Here is an 18542-nt window from a genome sequence, read left to right as displayed (position 1 = left end):
AACCGGCAACACGCAACCGGCAACACGCAACCGGCAACACGCAACCGGCAACACGCAACCGGCAACACGCAACTGGCAACACACAACTGGCAACAGGCAACAGGCAACCGGCAACTGAAACCACTACGCTGTTGTTAATACGCTTAGAATCATCTAGCTTTCGCTGTACCCGATGATTCGACTCCCGCGCGTATGGACCAAAAAGTGCTAGTGCTGAATGGCGACTATACTGCCATCACGTTGTGCAGCGTGCAGAAGGCCTTTGTGCTGCTCTATCTCGACAAAGCCGAGATGATAGCTAACTCAGACCACGGCACGCTGCGGACCATCTCTCATACTTATCCCAAGCCTAGCATCATCCGCTTGCAGCGCTACGTGCGCGTGCCCTACAAAGGCATTGCCCTGAGCCGCCACAACATTATGAAGCGGGACCATTTCGAGTGCCAGTACTGCGGCTCGACCAAAAACCTGACCCTCGACCACGTGCTGCCCCGCTCGCGCGGCGGCGACTCCAGCTGGACGAACCTGCTCACGGCCTGCTCGCGCTGCAACCACGCCAAAGGCCACCGCACCCCCGACGAAGCCGGGCTGCACGTGCGGCAGAAACCCAAAAAGCCCACCCTGGCCGGGTTCCTCAAGCTCAGCGCCGGTACCCTCGACCACCACTGGCACGCCTATCTGAACTGATGAGCCGCCCAAGCCGACCGCCGCGCGGCCGGTTTTTTTGTGGGCCCCGGGGCGGAAAAACAACTCGACCGCAAAACCGGCTTAAACTAACTGCCGCGAATTGAGGTTGGATGGAATATCTTTGCAAATTCCATCCAATCCCCATCCATGGCAGTTCCTAAGTTTGCGGCTTCCCGCTCGTTTCACGCCGAGCTCAAGCGTAGAATCAATACCTACTTCGAGGAAACCAAAACATCGACCACCGGTAATGCCAGCCTGTTCGTGAAGGCCCTGGTGCTGACGGGCGCTTTCGTGTTTCTGTACGTGCATCTGGTATTTTTCACCCCGCCGGTCTGGTTAGGGTTGGTGGAATGCCTCGTGCTGGGGTTGGTCGGTGCGGCCATTGGCTTCAATGTGATGCACGACGGGGCCCACGGCAGCTTCAGCAAGCGCCGCTGGGTGAACCAGTTTGCTTCCTTCACCCTGAACGTGATGGGCGGCAACAGCTTTATGTGGAACGTGAAGCACAACCTCATTCACCACATGTACACCAACCTCGATGGCGTCGACGACGACATCGACGTGCAGCCCTGGATGCGCATGAGCAGCACCCAGCCGCGCCACAAGCTGCACCGCTTTCAGCACCTCTACTTCTGGTTTCTCTACGGCCTGCTCTACATCGCCTGGATTTTCTTCATGGATTACCAGAAGTATTTCAAAGGCAAAGTCGGCTCGATGCCGATCAAGAAAATGACGGCTACGGACCAGTCCGTGTTCTGGGGCTTCAAAGTCCTGCACCTGTTCCTGTTTGTGGTCCTGCCCATCTACACCGTGGGCTTCGTGAGCTGGCTGGTGGGCTTCGTGCTGTTCGCCTCGGTAGCCGGGTTCACCCTCAGCCTGGTGTTCCAGCTGGCGCATACCGTAGAGCACGCGGCCTTCCCCATGCCCGACGAAATCACGGGTAAGCTGGAAGACGAGTGGGCCATTCACCAGATCAAGACCACGGCCAACTTCGCCACCAACAACCGCGTCATCAGCTGGCTGGTGGGCGGGCTGAACTTCCAGGTGGAGCACCACTTGTTCCCCACCATCTCCCACGTTCATTATCCGGCCATCAGCAAAATTATCCGCCAGGCCTGCGAGGAGTTCGGCGTTACTTACAACGAATACCCCAAGATGCGCTACGCCGTAGCTTCCCACGTTGCCTTCCTGCGCCAGATGGGCCGGGCGTAACTACGGTACGTAGGTTCCATACGAAAGGGCCCGGCTCTGAAGCATTGCTTCGGAACCGGGCCCTTTCAGGTTAAGCGGCTTTACCGGTTAATCCGTCGACTGCCTGGAGGGCATGGTAACGGTCGAGCCCACGAAGGCCAGCAGATCCTGGTTCAGCCGGTCTTTCTCCGTTATGAACAGGCCGTGCGGGGCGCCGTCGTACTCTATAAACTCGGCGTGGGGCACGTACTGCGTCATTCGCTCCCCGCTTACTTTGGCCGGTACGGTTTCGTCCTTGCTGCCGTGAATAACCAGCGTAGGCACTTTAAGGCGCTTCAGATCCTGCCGGAAGTCGGTAGTGGCAAAGGCGTACACATCCTGCTCGGTAGCGCGGGGCGAGGCCAGCTGGCACATCGCCTGCATCCAGCTCAGCGTAGCGTCGCTGACGGGGTGGCTGATAGTGCCCACGCCGAAAAACTTCTTGCCGAACGTAGCCAGGAAATCGAACCGGTCCTTGCGGATCCCCTCTACCATCCCGTCAAACACTTCCTTGGGTGCTCCGTCGGGGTTGTCGTCGGTTTGCAGCAGAAATGGCGTTACGGCTGATACGAAAGCTACCCGGGCCACCCGGGCGCCGCCGTGCCGGCTCATGTAGCGGGCCACTTCGCCGCCGCCCATCGAGAAGCCCACGAGCGTCACGTTTTGCAGGTCCAGCTCGTCGAGTACGGCCTTCAGGTCGTCGGCCAGCGTGTCGTAGTTGTGGCCGTCCCAGGTTTTGGTCGAGTTGCCGAAGCCCCGGCGGGTGTAGGCGATTACGCGGTTGCCGTGCTTGGGCAGCTCGGCCAGCTGGTACTCCCACATTTCGTAGGTGGCAGGCCAGCCATGAATCAGCACGATAGGGTTGCCCTGGCCCTGGTCGGTATAGTGCAGCTTGATGTCCTGGCCATTGGTATCCTGGCCGGCGTTGAGGTAGCTCATGAGGGAGGGTGTTTGGTGGTGATGATTCGGATATGCCAACCCATACTGTTTCCCGCTACGCGGAGTTACCAGCGCTGAACCAGCAAGCCCCCCCGACGATAGACGCCGAATAGGTTAACCGGCGGGGTGGGGCGTTGAACGGGGCGAATCGGAAGCTGAAATGGTACCCATAGGCCAAAATTTTGAACATTAGTAAACTGCTGCTCCCGCAAACCCAAAGGCTGCGTTGGTACTGCTGGTACTAACGGGGTGACAGCCCGTATGGCAGGGCCCGTTCCCGGGAAGAGCTTCAAAGGAATGCGGTTCAGCCGTTTTACTTATCGGATTCCTGCTCCCGGCTCTGTATCTTTGCCGCCCCGCCAGGGTGGCGGGGTCTGGGGCTGAGCTTCAGGAACTTACTCATAACGCGTTCCGGTTGGGGGCCCTGCGCCGGACGTGTACAGAAGGGCCAACACGTATTATGGCAGTAGAAGTAGCAGATAACTTCGATTGGGACAACCTCGGAGCCTCGCAGTTTGGCGGTAGCTATACCCCCGAGCAGCGCGCCGAGATGGAGCAGATGTACGGCGACACGCTGACGACGGTCCAGGAAGAAGAAGTGGTAAAAGGTACCGTCGTAGGTATCACCGACCGCGACGTTATCCTGAACATCGGCTTCAAGTCCGACGGTCTCGTGCCCCTGTCCGAATTCCGCGACCTGGTCGATCTGAAGATCGGCGACCAGGTAGAGGTATTCATCGAAGATCAGGAAGACTCGAACGGTCAGCTGATTTTGTCCCGCAAGAAGGCAAAGATCAAGCAGGCCTGGAAGTCGATTTACGATGCGCTGGAGAATGATACCATTCTCGAAGGCGTGGTAAAGCGTCGGACCAAAGGTGGTCTGATCATGGACCTGGACGGCGTAGAAGCCTTCCTGCCCGGCTCGCAGATTGACGTGAAGCCCATCCGTGACTTCGACATTTATGTCGGCCGGCGCATGGAAGTGAAGGTGGTGAAAATCAACGCCGCTTTCGACAACGTGGTAGTTTCGCACAAAGTCCTGATCGAGAAAGACCTCGAGAAGCAGCGTGAGGCGATCCTCAACAACCTGGAGAAAGGCCAGATCCTCGAGGGCGTTATCAAGAACATGACCAACTTCGGCGTGTTCATCGACCTTGGTGGCGTAGATGGTCTGTTGCACATCACCGACATCTCGTGGGGCCGTATTGCGCACCCGAGCGAAGTGCTGCAATTAGATCAGAAACTCAACGTTGTCGTTCTCGACTTCGACGAAGCCAAGAAGCGTATCTCCTTGGGCCTGAAGCAGCTGACCCCGCATCCGTGGGATTCGCTGCCCGCCGAAATGGGCATAGGCACTAAAGTGAAAGGCCGGATCGTGAACGTAGCCGACTATGGCGCCTTCATGGAAATCGTACCGGGCGTAGAAGGCCTGATCCACGTTTCAGAAATGAGCTGGAGCCAGCACCTGCGCAACCCGCAGGACTTCATCAAGCAGGGCGACGTAGTAGAGGCGCAGATCCTGACCCTCGACCGCGAAGACCGCAAGATGAGCCTGGGTATCAAGCAGCTCAGCGAAGATCCGTGGACCCGTGGCGACTTCGGCACCAAGTACGCCGTGAGCACCAAGCACAACGGTCTGGTGCGTAACCTGACCAACTTCGGCCTGTTCGTCGAGCTGGAAGAAGGCGTAGACGGCCTCGTGCACGTTTCGGACCTGTCGTGGACCAAGAAGATCAAGCACCCCTCCGAAATGGTGAAGGTGGGCGACCGTCTGGACGTGGTAGTACTGGAGCTGGACGTAACCAACCGTCGTCTGGCCCTGGGTCATAAGCAGCTGGAGGAAAACCCCTGGGATACGTTCCAGACGGTATTCACCCCCGGCTCGGTGCACAAGGCTACGATTACGGAGAAGAACGACCGTGGCGCGGTGCTCGAATTGCCGTACGGCATCGAAGGCTTCGCGTATCCGAAGTCGCTGGTGAAAGAGGACGGCTCAAACGCCGAGAACGGCGAGCAGCTGGACTTCCGCGTAGTAGAGTTCTCCAAGGATGACCGTCGCATTGTGCTGTCGCACACCGCTGTATTTAACCAGCAGCAGGAAGAAGACAGCCGCAACTCGAAGTTCACCAAGAAGAAGCCGGCTGGCGGCGCTGCTGCCCAGGGTGAAGGCAAACTGAGCGACCTCAAGAAGCCCGCTACGGGTGAGAAGTCGACCCTCGGCGACCTGGATGCGCTGTCCGCTCTGCGCGACAAGATGATGGGTACTGAGCGTCAGGCTGGCGAGCAGAAGCTTGCGGCTCCGGCTGCTCCCAAGGCGGAGAAGGCCGAAAAGGCTGCCCCGGCTGAAGCTGCCGCTCCGGTTGAAGCTCCCGCTGTTGAAGCTGCTCCGGCTGCTGAAGCTGCTCCGGCCGCCGAGGCTGCTGAAGTCCCTGCTGCTGCTGAGGCTCCCGCCGAAGGTGGTATCCTGGCGGCCGTAACCGGTGCCGCTTCCGCCGCCTTCGACAAGGCCAAGGAAGTTGCCGGCGACGCTGTTGACGCGGCTACCCACTCGGAGGCTTTCACCAAGGCCAAAGAAGTAGCTGGCGACGTGGTTACCAAGGTGACCGAAGTTGCTGGTGACGTGGCTGACAAAGCCAAAGACCTGATTGCCGGCGACGAAGCCGCTGACAAAAAGGACGAAGAGAAAGCCTAGGGTTTTCTGCTTGGCGTAAGTGAAAAGGCCCCGGAGCAATCCGGGGCCTTTTTTTCGGACCATTGCTGCCAGCCCAGCCCGCTCTGTCGGGCTTGGCGGAGCATCTCGCGGGCTGAGGGTGAGGTAGTAATCAGGAGCCAGCCTGCGAGAGGCTTTGACGGCGCTCAGCATGAGGTTCTCATTTCTTCTTTCAGCTGCCCAATGGGTTAGGGCCTTGGCCGAGGAAAAACGGCGTAGCGGTTTGGTAAAAGCAATTCAATGCCTTAGCTTTGCAACCCAATCAAAAGCCCGGTGACGTGACCGAGTGGCTAGGTAGAGGTCTGCAAAACCTCCTACGGCGGTTCGAATCCGCCCGTCACCTCTTTTTCTAGTTCCTGTTTTCTATTAGCTCTGTTACCCGGTCGACTAGCCCCGACCGGGTTTTTTGCGTTCAGTCCCCACGGCTCCGGGCGGCGCTAAAAATGGCCCAACTGTCGGGCTGACGATGTTTTCCTGAATCATTATCCCTACATTTCAATTCCGCGTACAACCGCCCACAACTCGCCCTCCACCCCCCAAGCCCAGTATGAAGATTATTGACCTCCGCACGATGCGCGGCCCAAGCTATTGGTCCGTAAAGCACTTTAAGCTCATTGTTATGAAGGTGGACCTCGGGGATTTTGCCGATAAATGGTCCAACGCCGTGCCCGGCCTCGCGGGGCGCCTCACCAAACTCCTGCCCGGTCTGGGCATGCCCGGCGATACGTCGGCTAATTCGGGCTACACGTCCGCCAAACAGTCGGTTAAGCATCCGCCGCTGACCCAGGAGCAGCTGGCCGACGGCGAGCCGCTGGGCCACGTGATTCAGCACGTGGCGCTGGAGCTGCAGCGCCTGGCCGGAATGCCCGTGTACTGGGGCAAATCGTATCCGGCCAAAGAAGAAGGCGTGGAGTTCGTCGTGTTTGCCTATCAGGAAGAGCGCGCCGGCCGGGTGGCCGCCGAAGCCGCGGTAGAAATCGTGGAGGCGCTGTGCAAAAAGGAAAAGGTGGACCTCAAGCCCATCATTGCCGAGCTGCACGAAATCCGGGAAGACGAGTTCTTCGGCCCCAGCACCTGGAGCATCGTGGCCGAAGCCGCTTCGCGCAATATTCCTTACATCCAGCTCAAAAACAGCAGCATCATTCTGCTCGGCTACGGCGTGAACCAGAAGCGCATCTGGGCCACCACCACTTCCCATACCTCGTACGCCGGGGTGGAAATTGCGGGCAACAAGAACCGCACGAAGGCCCTGCTCAAGGATGGCGGCGTACCGGTTCCCAACGGCACTACGGTGTATTCGGAGGCCGGCCTGCGCGACGCCATCGAGGAGCTGGGCTTCCCCATCGTGACCAAGCCGCTCGACGGCAACCACGGCAAAGGCGCTACCATCAACATCAAGAACTGGAAGGACGCGGCGGCCGGCCTCAAAGCCGCGCAGGCGTACTCGCGGGCCGTTATCGTGGAGCAGTTCATCGAGGGCTTCGACTTCCGCCTGCTGGTGGTAAACGGCAAGCTGGTGGCGGCCGCCAAGCGTACCCCCGCCGCCGTAACGGGCAACGGCAAGAACACGATTCAGCAGCTTATCGATGAAGTTAACCAGGATCCGCGCCGCGGCGTGGGCCACGAGAAAGTGCTGACCAGTATCAAAGCCGACAAGCACACGCTGGGTATTCTGAAAGACGCCGGCCTGACGCTGAAATCCGTGCTGCCGGTCGGGGAAATCATGTACCTGAAGAGCACGGCCAACATCAGCACCGGCGGCACCGCTACCGACGTAACCGACCTGCTGGACCCCTACAACGTGCTGCTCGCGGAGCGGGTGGCCGGCATCGTGGGGCTGGATATCTGCGGTATCGATCTGCTGACCAACGATATTGCCGTGCCGCTGAATGAGTCGCGCGGGGCCGTAATTGAGGTGAATGCCGCGCCGGGCTTCCGGATGCACATTTCGCCCACCATTGGGCTGGCCCGCAACGTAGCCGCGCCGGTGGTGGACATGCTGTTCCCGCCCGGCGTCACGGCCCGTATCCCGATCATCGCCGTGACGGGCACCAACGGCAAAACCACCACTACCCGCCTGATTGCGCACATGGTGGCCGCCAAGGGCTACAAAGTGGGCTTCACAACCACCGACGGCATCTACATCCAGAACAAGCAGCTGCAGAAAGGCGACTGCACCGGCGGCGTCAGCGCGGAGTTCGTTCTGAAAGACCCGACCGTAAATTTCGCGGTCCTCGAAACGGCCCGCGGGGGTATGCTGCGCTCCGGGCTGGGCTTCCACACCTGCGACATTGCCGTGATAACCAACGTGGCCGCCGACCACCTGGGTATGCGCGACATTCACACGGTGGAGGAAATGGCCGCCGTGAAGGGGGTGCTGCCCCGCACCGTGCGCAAAAACGGGTGGGCCGTACTCAATGCCGACGACGACCTGGTGTACGCCATGACGAAGGGCCTGCAATGCCGCGTGGCCCTGTTCAGCATGGACGAAAACAACCCGCGCATCCTCGACCACGTGGAAGCCGGGGGGGTAGCCGCGGTATACGAGGAAGGCTACATCACCATTTACCGCAACAGCTACAAGCTGCGCATCGACCGGGCCGCCGAGTTCCCGATTACCTTCGGGGGCCGGGCCGGGTTCAACATTGAAAACAGCCTGGCCGCGGCGCTGGCGGGCTACCTGGCCGGATTCGAGCGGGACGACATCAAAACCGCGCTGCGCACCTTTATTCCCTCGGCTACCAAAACGCCGGGCCGCATGAACGTGTACAAGTTTCCCAAGTTTGAGGTCATCGTCGACTACGCCCACAATACGGCCGGCATCGAGAAATTCGCCGAGTTCCTGAACGCCACGCCGGCAACCCATAAGGTCGGTATCGTATCGGGCCTGGGCGATCGGCGCGACGAGGATACGCTGGGCTTCGCCCGCATTGCCGGTCAGATCTTCGACGAGGTGATTCTGCGTCAGGACCGCGACCTGCGCGGTAAAACGGCCGAAGAAATCAAGAGCCTGATGGAAAAAGGCCTGCGCCTCGACAAGCCCGATTTGTCCATCACCTACATCGAGCACGAGCCGGAAGCCATCGACCACGTGCTCAAAACGGCCCGGGACGGCTCGGTAGTGGTCATCTTCACCGAGAACATTACCGCCACCCACAAGCAGCTGGACGAGTTCGAATCACTGATTCACGTTGATTAGGTTGATTTCGCTGATTTTTCGCCCTGGCGATTATCTCAATTAAACAAAGAGCCCCGCCATATTTTGGCGGGGCTCTTTGTTTGCCTTTGTCTTTTGATGCAAGTTGATTCAGCAGAACAAAAAATCAGCGAAATCAATCTAATCAGTGCGAATCAGTGATTTATTTGAGCGTGAACGTCGTTTTGCCGATCAGCACGCCGCCTTCGTATACTTCCACGGTGTGGAGGCCAGTTTTGTAGGGTGCCCCCTTGGCGTAGACGAACTGCACGGGCTGACGCGTGTTGTCGTACACGAGGTCCTGCTTGGCGGTGTAGAAGGCTTCGGAGCCATCAATCATGAACGTGCCGCCGCCGGTGCTCAGGTTGTAGAGCGCCGCGCCGTCGGGCTCAATCAGGCGCATCATGACCTGCTTGGTTTCCTTCGGCGACACATCGTTGCGGGCCAGGTTGAAGGTGATTTTCACCTTCTCCACGCGCTTGGCCTTGAACTCGTTGTCGTCATCGTCTTTCTCCTTGTTGCGGGAGTTGATAACGCCCACGCGGATATTCTCGGTTTGTAGGCGGGAGGCAATGGTTACCTTCTCCGATAGCTCCTGATTCGACCGCACCACCGTGGAGATGGTATCCGTGAGCTTGTTCTGCCGCTCTTTCAGCGTGGTGGTTTCGGTGTAGAGGGCTTCATTATCCTGCTTGAGCTGCGCAATTTCCTCGTCTTTCTTGCGGAGCTGGCTTTCCAGATTCGTCGCCCGGTTACGGAAGCGGCGCTGCTCGGCTACCGAGAAGCTGCCTGCCTTGAAGGAGCGCAGCTTGAGCAGGTCGGCGTTGATAGAGGCAATCCGGGCTTCGAGCGAGTCGTTGGCCAGGCCCATGCCCTGCACTTCCTGGCTCTGCCGCTCGAAATCGGCTTTCAGGGTTTCATACTGCTTGATTTGCTCTTCCAGCTTGGTGTCCTTCACTTTCAGGTCGGCGGTCAGCTGCTCGTTCTGCTTGCCTTTCTGCTGATTCATATAAAACAGCACGCCGTTGATGCCGAGCAAAACCAGGATCAGGGCCACAATCAGCAGCACGCGGTTGTTGTTGGTCTTGGGCTCGGGGTTTTGATCTTGTTCCATTGCGGGAAGGGGTTAAATGAAGCCGGAACAATCCGGAGGGGAAGTTACCTTTGGGCAAAAATAGAGGGATTGCCGACCCTGGCAAGTTTAAGCCATAAATACTACATCCGCATGGAAATGGATTCGCCGCTCGCCGCCGCCTACTGGCAGGAGCGCTACACCACCGGCCGCACCGGCTGGGATGCGGGAGCGATAACGCCGCCGTTGCGGGAGTATTTCGCCCAATTGGGCCCCTCCGACAACCGGCGCATTCTGATTCCGGGCGCGGGCCGGGCCTACGAGGCGGAGTATCTGCATCGTCAAGGATACGAAAATATTTTCGTGGCCGACGTAGCGCCCGGGGCTCTGGCCGCTTTGCAGCAACGAGTGCCGGACTTCCCGGCGGCGCACCTGCTGCTGCAGGACTTCTTCCGGCTGCCCGCCGAGCCCCCCTACGATCTGATTGTGGAGCAGACATTTTTTTGCGCCCTGGCGCCAGCTCGGCGGCCAGCCTACGCGCAGCACTGCGCCAGCCTGCTCCGGCCCGGTGGCACGCTGATGGGTCTGCTGTTCGATACTGATTTTGGACCCGTCACGGAACCGCCGTTCGGTGGCAGCCGGGAAGAGTATCATGCCTACTTTGCGCCGTATTTTGACTTCCGGCATTTCGAAACGGCCTACAATTCCCTCCAGCCCCGGCAGGGTCGGGAGCTGTTTATCTGTCTGAAGAAGAAGTAGCCCCGGGCTCCGGCCTGGCCGCTTGCTGAACGACGAAACGATACTTTTCAACGCCGCCCCGGGCTGGAGCCTGGGGGCACATTCTTTCCTTTATGCTGACTTCCCTGGCCTCCGCGCTGCCCCATTTCCGCAACACCAATTCCGGTCAGTTTTTTCTGATGGCCGGGCCCTGCGTCATCGAGGGCGAGGATATGGCCCTGCGCATCGCTGAGCGGGTGCAGCATATCACCGACAAGCTCCAGATTCCGTTTATTTTCAAGGGCTCCTACCGCAAAGCCAACCGCAGCCGCCTCGACTCGTTCACCGGCATCGGCGACGAAACGGCCCTGCGCATCCTGGCTAAAGTGGGGCGCGAAATCGGGGTGCCTACCGTGACCGATATCCACGAGTCGGAGGAAGCGGCGCTGGCGGCGGAGTACGTGGATGTGCTGCAGATTCCGGCTTTCCTGTGCCGCCAGACCGATTTGCTGGTGGCGGCGGCCAGAACCGGCAAGGTGGTCAACGTGAAGAAAGGCCAGTTCCTGAGCGGCGAGTCCATGCAGTTTGCCGTGGATAAGGTGCGCCAGTCGGGCAATGAGCACGTCATTCTCACCGACCGCGGCAACTCCTTCGGCTACTCCGACCTCGTAGTCGACTTCCGCAACCTGCCCGCCATGCGCAGCTTCGGCGTGCCGGTGGTGATGGACGTGACGCACTCCCTGCAACAGCCCAACCAGGCCAGCGGGGTCACGGGCGGTCAGCCCGCCCTCATCGAAACCATTGCCAAAGCCGCCATTGCCGTGGGTGCCGATGGCCTGTTCATTGAAACGCATCCAACCCCCGCCACCGCCAAATCGGACGGAGCCAACATGCTGGCGCTGGACAAGCTGGAAGAGCTGCTCATCAAGCTAACCCGGGTGCGGGAAGCCATCCGTTGAGTTGCCGGTTGCCGGTTGCCAGTTCATTTACACACCAAGAACGCACTGGCAACCGGCAACTGGCAACCGGCAACCGGCAACTGGCAACTGGCAACCGGCAACCGGCAACCGGCAACTGGCAACTGGCAACCGGCAACTGGCAACCGGCAACTGGCAACCGGCAACCGGCAACCGGCAACTGGCAACCGGCAACCGGCAACTGGCAACCGGCAACTGAAGAATCAGGCTGATAGCGGCTTCACGCGGTTCAGCAGCTTATCCACCGCGTTATCGAAGCGGAGCGTGAAGTGCTGCTTGGGCTGATTGCGGCGGAAGAATACCAGCCCGATAAAGAACAGGTCGATGGTGAGCATCACCTCGGGATGCCGCCTGATCGTGTGCCAGGCCCGCTCCATTTCCGCCGACCAGTGGATATCGTCGAGCACGAACACGCTGTGCTCGGTGCGGTAGGGCAGGCACTGCTCGAAGTAGCGCACCGTGGGCTCGTAGCGGTGGTTGCCGTCGAAAAAGGCGAAGTCGAGCGGACCGGGCAGGGCGGCCAGGGCAGGGGCCAGGGTTTCATCCAGGTTGCCCTCAACCAGCCTGATGTTGGGCAGACTCAGCTGCGCGAAAGTCTGCCGGGCTACGGCTGCCGTTTGCGGGCAACCTTCAAAGGTGACTATCTGGCTCTGCGCATCAGCCGAAGCCAGGTAAGCGGTAGTCAAACCCAGCGACGTACCCAGCTCCAGCACCACGCGGGGCTGAAAGTGCTGCACCAGCCGGAACAGCAGCTGCCCGAACTGGCGCGGCTTGGCGGCCGTGCGGGCAATGTCGCGGATGCGGCGCTGCCGCCCCGCCCCGGTATGGGAGCCCGCGCCAAAGTCCCGCACCGCGATGGTATCGGCACTGTGCCGCAGCTCCTGCCGGCGGGCCTCTACCGGGGCGTAAGCCGCCCGAGCGGTATCATCGTGGATGACGCGGGTATAGAGCCCAAAAACGAATGGGGAATGCAGACCATGCGCATTCCCCGAGCGGAGTAAAAACCGGATGTAGCTGAACGCCTGAAAAAACAAAGGAGGGAAGCGGTTTTTGGTTTTTGGTTTTTAGTTTTTTGGGGTTCAGGAGCCCAAAAACCAGAAACCAGAAACCAATAGCAAAAAACTTAATTCAACCGATACGGAACCACGAGGGTGAATTCGGGAATCTCAACCGTGAATTCCTTGCCGTCCACGAGGCGCTCCATCTGGTAGGTGCCGCGCATCTTGCCCAGGCCCGATTTCAGATTGCAGCCCGACACGTACTGGTGCGACTCGCTGGGTTCCAGCACCGGCTGCTGGCCTACCACGCCTTCGCCTTCCACCTCGCGCACCACCCCGTTGGCATCGTAGATGTACCAGTGGCGTCGGAGCAGCTTCACCGTATATTCGCTGCCGTTGTGAATATCTATCTTATAGGCAAACACGTAGTGTTCCTGGCCGGGGCTGGAGTAATCGGGCAGATAGTTGGTCGTAACGCTTACCGTTACGCCCTGGGTTGTTGTAGTATTCATGGCTCCTATGCTATGCGGTGGAGAACTAACAGCCGTCTTCGGCAATTGGTTTATCTACGCAACCAGGAACCCCGATGGCTTGCCCGGGTCCCTGAAAACTTCATTCAATGTCCACAAAAATGTCTGTAAAGATAGCAGAAAGCTGGCGTAAGGTACTCGCCGCCGAATTTGAAAAACCCTATTTTCAGCATCTTATTGCCTACGTTCGGGGCGAGTATGCCACGGCCACCGTGTACCCACCCGGCCCGAGCATTTTTCATGCCTTCGACGCCTGCCCATTCGATCAGGTAAAAGTGGTAATTCTGGGGCAGGACCCCTACCACGGCAAGGGTCAGGCCAACGGCTTGTCATTTTCCGTGGCCGACGGCATCCGTATCCCGCCCTCGTTACAGAACATCTTCAAGGAGCTCCGGGACGAGCTGCCCGGTACGCCGCCCACCACCAGCGGCAACCTGGACCGCTGGGCCCGGCAGGGCGTGCTGCTGCTCAATGCTACGCTTACCGTACGGGCCAGTGAGCCGGGCTCCCACCAGAAAAAAGGCTGGGAGCCGTTCACCGACGCCGTGATTCAGCAGGTCTCGGCCGGCAAGGAGCACGTCGTGTTCGTTCTCTGGGGGGCTTACGCCCAGAAAAAAGGGGAAGTCATCGACGGACAAAAGCATCTGGTTATCAAGTCGGCCCACCCCTCGCCCTTTGCCGCCGACCGGGGCTTCTTCGGCTCCAGGCCCTTCAGCCAGACCAACGACTACCTGACCAAGCACGGGCTGGCGCCGATTGCCTGGTAAAACTGTCTGAACCACGGATTCGTCCGGATTTTTCGGATTAATCGGATTTTGTGAACGGCGCGAACACCGGCATTTTCATCCTCAGCCAAGGACAACGACAAAGGCCACCCCTGCGGGTGGCCTTTGTCGTGCCAGTAATCGTCCACAAAATCCGATTAATCCGAAAAATCCGGACGAATCCGTGGTCTAGCGGATGAGGTCGAACAGGCGGCTCCAGCGGATCTTGCGGAAGAAATCGGCGTAGGGGTCTACCGACAGCCAGATCATCACGGCCTTACCCACGATGTGGTCTTTGGGCACGAAACCCCAGTAGCGCGAATCGAGCGAGTCGTGGCGGTTGTCACCCATCATGAAGAAGTAGTCCTGCTTGAAGGTGTAGCTGGTCAGCGGCTTGCCGTTCTGCAGAATCACGCCATCCTTTACCGTGATGCCTTCATTATGCTCGTAGCGCAGAATGATTTTCTGGTAGATGGGCGAATTCCGGGGCGTGAGCTGCACCGTCTGGCCCTGCTTGGGAATCTGGAGCGGACCGTAATTATCCTTGTTCCACCTGCTGTAGGGACCGTACCCCGTCATGTTGGGCAGGCTGTTGGGGTAGTCGGGATTGTTGGGAAATACGTCCGCTTCGCCCACGCCGGCTGCCGACTTATCGAGCACCACGCCTTTTATGTAGGGCTGTTGCCGGAAGAACTCGGCCGTTTTGGGCGTCATATCTACCACGTACGCGCCCATGGCCTCGGGGCGGGGCTGCGGTACGCCGGTGGGGTTGTACTCCGTTACGCCCTGCTCCTGGAATACCTTGTCGCGGATGGGCTCGGCGGCCTGCAGGAAGTAGCGGTTCTGGCTTTCCACGGGGTGCGTGAAGGGCTTGCCGTTGATGTAGACCTGCTGCTCCTTTAGCTCCAGCACGTCGCCGGCCACGGCCACGCAGCGCTTGATGTAGTTGGTGCGCAGGTCGGCGGGGTGCTGATTTTCGAAGGGCACGTTGAATACCACTACGTCGTTGCGCTTCACCTCCGAAAAGCCCGGCAGGCGGTAGGAGGGCAGCTGCAGGGCGTCGGAGTAGCTTGGGATACTGGTGCCCCAGACGGTCTGGTGGGTCAGGGGCAGCTGCAAAGGCGTCTGCGGGGTACGCGGGCCGTAGTGCAGCTTGCTCACGAACAGGTAGTCGCCCACCAGCAGCGAATCCTCCATCGAGGGCGTCGGGATAGTGTAGGCTTCGAACGTAGCCCAGCGGATGAGGGTGGCCGCTACCACGGCAAACAGAATGGCATCGCCCCATTCGCGCAGGAAGCCTTTGGGCTTCTGCTGGGGTGACGATGGAGTAGCGGTATTGAGGGCGGCGGTGCGCTCCTCCCAGGATTGGACGGCCATAAGTCGGCGAAATGAAACGGATAGAGCAGCGGCAGCTGCTGTTGAACGACGTAATATCTGAATTTGGTTTCGGGTTATTGGTTTTTGATTTTCAGGCCGCCACGAACAACGAAACTCCAGGAACCAAAAATGAACAACCAAAAACGAACAACCAAAACCCTACAGGTCCAGTAGCTCCTTCATGCCAAACACGCCCGGGCGGCCGGGCAGCCACTCGGCGGCCAGCAGGGCGCCCTGCACGAAGCCGTCGCGGCTGTGGGCCTCGTGCCTGAGCTCTAGGCTGTCGGCCTCCGAGGAGTAGGTAACGATGTGCGTACCCACCACCTGGCCTTCGCGCTCCGAGAGAATAGCCAGCTCGTTGGCGGCCTGGGTCAGCTCGTTGCGCCAGGTTGTTTTGGTGGGGAAGTGGCGCAGAATGGCTTCGGCTGCCGTGAGGGCCGTGCCGCTGGGCTGGTCTACTTTCTGGGTGTGGTGAATCTCCCGGACCCGCACGTCGTAGCCGCCGAACTGGTGCATCTTGGCGGCTATATACTCATTGAAGTGGAAGAACAGGTTCACGCCCACGCTGTAGTTGGAGGCGTAGAACAAGGACCCGCCGGTTTGCTGGGCCAGCGCTTTGGCTTCCGCGAAATGGTGCAGCCAGCCCGTAGAGCCGCACACCACCGGCAGCCCCTGTTTCAGGCCGGCCATGACGTTGGCAAAAGCCGCGTCGGGGTGGGTAAACTCGATGGCCACGTCGGCCGAGGTGGAATCGAAATCAGAAATGTGAGTGTCGGGGCGGGACGGGTCCACGATGCCGACAATCTGGTGGCCGCGGGCAATAGCCCGGGCTTCGATAGCCTGGCCCATTTTGCCGTAGCCAATCAGCAGCAGTTTCATAAGGTCGTGGTTGGGCGCGCCGGGCGCCGGGAGGTCAGATTAAGCGTCAGCGTGATGCCGGGAGCAGGAAGAGCCGTGGGGACCCAGAGCATGCTGGGCTCCCAGTGCAGACTCAGGTCGTCGCTGATATCGAAGTCGCGGAGGTGGGCATCGACTACGGCATCCAGGATATTGAGGGCGTAGGCCACGCCGATGTAGAAGTAGAACTGGTCGCGGGGACGACGGTTGGCGACAATGCCCCGGTAGGCAATGCTGCTGTCCATCCCGATGACGTCTTTGTTGGGGCCGGAAGGGGCTATTTTCGGGTTCTGCAGCAAGCCCGCGTAAGCTGTTTTAAACTCCTTATACAGGCGCTGGTAGTAAATCTCCCCGTAAATGGTGCCGCCCACCGCGCCGTATACCAGCGGCAGCTTCCAGTACTTGCGGTTGTAGATCTGGCCGGTGCCGGGCAACAGGGCCGAGAGCAGGCCCGCCTTGGCCGGCCGCGTCATCCGAAAGCCAAACAGCTGCTCAGTGCGCCGCGAAGAGTCCGTGACGGCAGTGGTAGTGACCTGGGTCGAGTCGGGGCCGGCCGTCATCACGGCCTGGGCCCGGGCGGCGGGCGCCAGCGCGCCGGTCAGCAGCAAACCCAACCCGGCCGTTACGTTGCGGAGCCCGATCATAGGAAGGAATAAAGCTTAAGCCGGTTGCAGAATATGCAGAATACGCTGCATGTCTTCTACCGAGTCAAACGCAATTTTAATCTCGCCATTGCCCTGCGGCCCGGGCTTCACCAGCACCTTGCTGCCAAACCGGTCGGAAAGGTAGCGCTCGGTGCGGCGCAGCTCGGCCACGGGAACGTGCAGCGGCTGGTCCGGCCCGTTCGGCGTTGCGGGCGCGTCGGCCTTTCTGGGCGCGGCGCCCCCGGCGCGCACCAGCTGCTCCACCTTGCGCACCGACAATTCCTCCGCCAGAATGCGGTGAAACAACGCCAGCTGCTGCTCGGCATCTTCGATGTTGATCAGGGCGCGGGCGTGGCCCATGGATATGGCCGTATCGCGCAGACCGATCTGAATGTCGGGCGGCAGCTTGAGCAGGCGCAGGTAGTTGGTTACGGTCGAGCGGTTTTTGCCTACCCGGTCGCCCAGCTCTTCCTGCTTCAGGTTGCACTCGCTGACCAAGCGCTGGTAGCTGAGCGCAATTTCGATGGCGTTGAGGTTTTCGCGCTGGATGTTCTCAATCAGGGCCATTTCCAGCATCTGCTGGTCGTCGGCCTTGCGGACGTAGGCCGGAATGGTATCCAGCCCCGCCAGCTTGGAAGCCTGCAGGCGCCGCTCCCCGGAAATAAGCTGGTAGGAGTTGGTGCCCATCTGCCGCACCGTTACGGGCTGGATGATGCCCTGAATCTTGATGGATTCGGCCAGCTCCTGCAACGCTTCCTGGTCGAAGTGGGTGCGGGGCTGGTAGGGATTCGCCTCAATATGCGTGAGGGGAATGAAGCCCACCGAGTTCATGGGGTGCGACACCAGCCGCTCGCCCTTCTTCTCGTAGCTGCCTTCAATCAGGGCATTCAGGCCCCGGCCCAGCCCACCGATTTTGCGTTTGGCCACCGCGGGAATGGCGGCCGGCGTCGTTTTCTCTTCGTTCTTCTCGGACATACCTACAAGCTGCTTGTACCCAATACCAGGCGGAAGCGGGATTCAAAAATACACAAACCGAGGCGAAGCAGCGGAAAAAATGTTCCACGGTGCCGAAATAATCGTGGAACGTTGCGGTGGCAGGCTGTCAGTCAGCGGGCTGGCGGTTCGGCCAAAGTGCCAATGGGCATTACCGGGTTGACCAGAGGCACTGGTAGGGGTGGGGCGCGGGCCGGTTCGCGGCAAAAGACGCTGCAGGCGCCTGAAGTGACTCGGCTTCGCCGAAGTAGCGAAGGGGCATTTGCTTACCTTAGCCGGGCCCGTCGCTGCATTGCCGCTAGCGGGATGGGTCGCTGCGTAGCGGGTAGCGGGCTGCCGTTGGTAGGCTTGCGGCAAATTGGAAGTGGGAGAGTTGCGGGTATCTGGATGTTAGGGGCTGTTATAGCGGTTTCGCAAACGGTGTGGCTGCCGGTCCGGCGGCTGCCAGCCGTCGGGCCGGTCGTCGTTGGCCCGGGACGTTCAACGTCCGCTCCCGGCGACCAGTCCAGAGTAGCGGACACTGGGTATACTGTTCACGAAACCGCTATAGCGGCAAGCATATCGACACACTTATAGCGGTTTGGCGAACGGTGTAAGTCCCGGTCCGGTGGCTTTTTCAGCCGTCGGGCCGGTTTCCGTTCGCTGACGCTGCTCGGGCGGCATGGCGCAAGCGACGACCGGCCCGACGGCTGAAAAAGCCGCCGGACCGGCAGCCACCCCGTTTGCGAAACCGTTATATAAACTGAAAAGTGAGCGGCTTTGCGAACGACAGTAGCGCGAACTACAAAGCTCGCGTTACTGTCGTTCGCAA

Annotated in this window: 14 protein-coding genes, 1 tRNA gene and 1 pseudogene; 8 read left to right on the top strand and 8 right to left on the bottom strand. The window is 59.8% G+C overall.

Annotation, left to right across the window (positions count from 1 at the left end; translation table 11 throughout):
• Positions 1-192 precede the first annotated feature (192 nt).
• The gene (locus ABD833_RS03750) at positions 193-687 is read left to right on the top strand and encodes an HNH endonuclease (protein ID WP_345071069.1); all 495 of its coding nucleotides are present in this window, start codon (positions 193-195) and stop codon (positions 685-687) included.
• A 147-nt stretch (positions 688-834) separates the two neighbouring features.
• The gene (locus ABD833_RS03745) at positions 835-1899 is read left to right on the top strand and encodes a fatty acid desaturase family protein (protein ID WP_345071068.1); all 1065 of its coding nucleotides are present in this window, start codon (positions 835-837) and stop codon (positions 1897-1899) included.
• A gap of 87 nt (positions 1900-1986) precedes the next feature.
• On the opposite strand, the gene ABD833_RS03740 is transcribed toward ABD833_RS03745, so the two are convergent.
• Positions 1987-2856: an alpha/beta fold hydrolase gene (locus ABD833_RS03740; RefSeq protein WP_345071067.1), complete on the bottom strand. Its 870-nt coding sequence runs from the start codon at positions 2854-2856 to the stop codon at positions 1987-1989.
• A 460-nt stretch (positions 2857-3316) separates the two neighbouring features.
• Here ABD833_RS03740 and rpsA point away from each other — a divergent pair.
• From rpsA to cphA, 3 genes and pseudogenes are all read left to right on the top strand, one after another.
• Positions 3317-5131 (top strand): annotated as a pseudogene (rpsA, locus tag ABD833_RS03735) (30S ribosomal protein S1); the annotation flags it as partial.
• A gap of 707 nt (positions 5132-5838) precedes the next feature.
• Positions 5839-5909, top strand: a tRNA-Cys gene (locus tag ABD833_RS03730).
• A 204-nt stretch (positions 5910-6113) separates the two neighbouring features.
• Positions 6114-8765, top strand: a complete 2652-nt coding sequence (gene cphA, locus ABD833_RS03725; RefSeq protein ID WP_345071066.1) for a cyanophycin synthetase — start codon at positions 6114-6116, stop codon at positions 8763-8765.
• Positions 8766-8925: 160 nt separating this feature from the next.
• On the opposite strand, the gene ABD833_RS03720 is transcribed toward cphA, so the two are convergent.
• Positions 8926-9876 (bottom strand): hypothetical protein, encoded by a 951-nt coding sequence (locus tag ABD833_RS03720; RefSeq protein WP_345071065.1) that lies wholly within the window; start codon positions 9874-9876, stop codon positions 8926-8928.
• Between the two features lie 117 nt (positions 9877-9993).
• Here ABD833_RS03720 and ABD833_RS03715 point away from each other — a divergent pair, with 117 nt between their 5' ends.
• A complete protein-coding gene (locus ABD833_RS03715) occupies positions 9994-10593 on the top strand; it encodes a methyltransferase domain-containing protein (protein ID WP_345071064.1) in 600 nt (199 codons plus the stop codon).
• Between the two features lie 92 nt (positions 10594-10685).
• Positions 10686-11510, top strand: a complete 825-nt coding sequence (gene kdsA / locus ABD833_RS03710) for a 3-deoxy-8-phosphooctulonate synthase (RefSeq protein ID WP_345071063.1) — start codon at positions 10686-10688, stop codon at positions 11508-11510.
• 221 nt (positions 11511-11731) lie between these two features.
• On the opposite strand, the gene ABD833_RS03705 is transcribed toward kdsA, so the two are convergent.
• Together ABD833_RS03705 and apaG are read right to left on the bottom strand one after the other, a co-directional pair.
• Positions 11732-12562 carry an O-methyltransferase gene (locus ABD833_RS03705; protein WP_345071062.1) on the bottom strand — a complete coding sequence of 277 codons (831 nt, stop codon included), beginning with the start codon at positions 12560-12562 and terminating at the stop codon, positions 11732-11734.
• Positions 12563-12651: 89 nt separating this feature from the next.
• A complete protein-coding gene (gene apaG / locus ABD833_RS03700) occupies positions 12652-13038 on the bottom strand; it encodes a Co2+/Mg2+ efflux protein ApaG (RefSeq protein ID WP_345071061.1) in 387 nt (128 codons plus the stop codon).
• 119 nt (positions 13039-13157) lie between these two features.
• Here apaG and ABD833_RS03695 point away from each other — a divergent pair, with 119 nt between their 5' ends.
• Positions 13158-13823 carry a uracil-DNA glycosylase gene (locus ABD833_RS03695; RefSeq protein ID WP_345071060.1) on the top strand — a complete coding sequence of 222 codons (666 nt, stop codon included), beginning with the start codon at positions 13158-13160 and terminating at the stop codon, positions 13821-13823.
• Between the two features lie 186 nt (positions 13824-14009).
• Here ABD833_RS03695 and lepB read toward each other — a convergent pair whose 3' ends face one another.
• The 4 genes from lepB to ABD833_RS03675 form a co-directional block, all read right to left on the bottom strand.
• Positions 14010-15197: a signal peptidase I gene (lepB, locus tag ABD833_RS03690; protein WP_345071058.1), complete on the bottom strand. Its 1188-nt coding sequence runs from the start codon at positions 15195-15197 to the stop codon at positions 14010-14012.
• A gap of 159 nt (positions 15198-15356) precedes the next feature.
• Positions 15357-16076: a 4-hydroxy-tetrahydrodipicolinate reductase gene (dapB, locus tag ABD833_RS03685; RefSeq protein WP_345071057.1), complete on the bottom strand. Its 720-nt coding sequence runs from the start codon at positions 16074-16076 to the stop codon at positions 15357-15359.
• Positions 16073-16738, bottom strand: coding sequence for a DUF5683 domain-containing protein (locus ABD833_RS03680; protein WP_345071056.1), 666 nt, complete (start codon positions 16736-16738; stop codon positions 16073-16075). Before ABD833_RS03680 ends, dapB begins: the two co-directional genes overlap by 4 nt.
• Before the next feature lie 15 nt (positions 16739-16753).
• Complete coding sequence (locus ABD833_RS03675) at positions 16754-17713, bottom strand: ParB/RepB/Spo0J family partition protein (protein WP_345071055.1); 960 nt, start codon at positions 17711-17713, stop codon at positions 16754-16756.
• Positions 17714-18542: the final 829 nt, after the last annotated feature.

The organism is Hymenobacter fastidiosus (assembly GCF_039539565.1).
Taxonomy (GTDB): Bacteria; Bacteroidota; Bacteroidia; order Cytophagales; family Hymenobacteraceae; genus Hymenobacter; species Hymenobacter fastidiosus.
This window is presented reverse-complemented; position numbering and strand designations above follow the sequence as displayed.

Coding starts and splice junctions, on each gene's coding strand:
- ABD833_RS03750 (WP_345071069.1), top strand. CDS start 193: ATGGACCAAAAAGTGCTAGTGCTGAATGGCGACTATACTGCCATCACG.
- ABD833_RS03745 (WP_345071068.1), top strand. CDS start 835: ATGGCAGTTCCTAAGTTTGCGGCTTCCCGCTCGTTTCACGCCGAGCTC.
- ABD833_RS03740 (WP_345071067.1), bottom strand. CDS start 2,856: ATGAGCTACCTCAACGCCGGCCAGGATACCAATGGCCAGGACATCAAG.
- cphA (WP_345071066.1), top strand. CDS start 6,114: ATGAAGATTATTGACCTCCGCACGATGCGCGGCCCAAGCTATTGGTCC.
- ABD833_RS03720 (WP_345071065.1), bottom strand. CDS start 9,876: ATGGAACAAGATCAAAACCCCGAGCCCAAGACCAACAACAACCGCGTG.
- ABD833_RS03715 (WP_345071064.1), top strand. CDS start 9,994: ATGGATTCGCCGCTCGCCGCCGCCTACTGGCAGGAGCGCTACACCACC.
- kdsA (WP_345071063.1), top strand. CDS start 10,686: ATGCTGACTTCCCTGGCCTCCGCGCTGCCCCATTTCCGCAACACCAAT.
- apaG (WP_345071061.1), bottom strand. CDS start 13,038: ATGAATACTACAACAACCCAGGGCGTAACGGTAAGCGTTACGACCAAC.
- ABD833_RS03695 (WP_345071060.1), top strand. CDS start 13,158: ATGTCTGTAAAGATAGCAGAAAGCTGGCGTAAGGTACTCGCCGCCGAA.
- lepB (WP_345071058.1), bottom strand. CDS start 15,197: ATGGCCGTCCAATCCTGGGAGGAGCGCACCGCCGCCCTCAATACCGCT.
- dapB (WP_345071057.1), bottom strand. CDS start 16,076: ATGAAACTGCTGCTGATTGGCTACGGCAAAATGGGCCAGGCTATCGAA.
- ABD833_RS03680 (WP_345071056.1), bottom strand. CDS start 16,738: ATGATCGGGCTCCGCAACGTAACGGCCGGGTTGGGTTTGCTGCTGACC.
- ABD833_RS03675 (WP_345071055.1), bottom strand. CDS start 17,713: ATGTCCGAGAAGAACGAAGAGAAAACGACGCCGGCCGCCATTCCCGCG.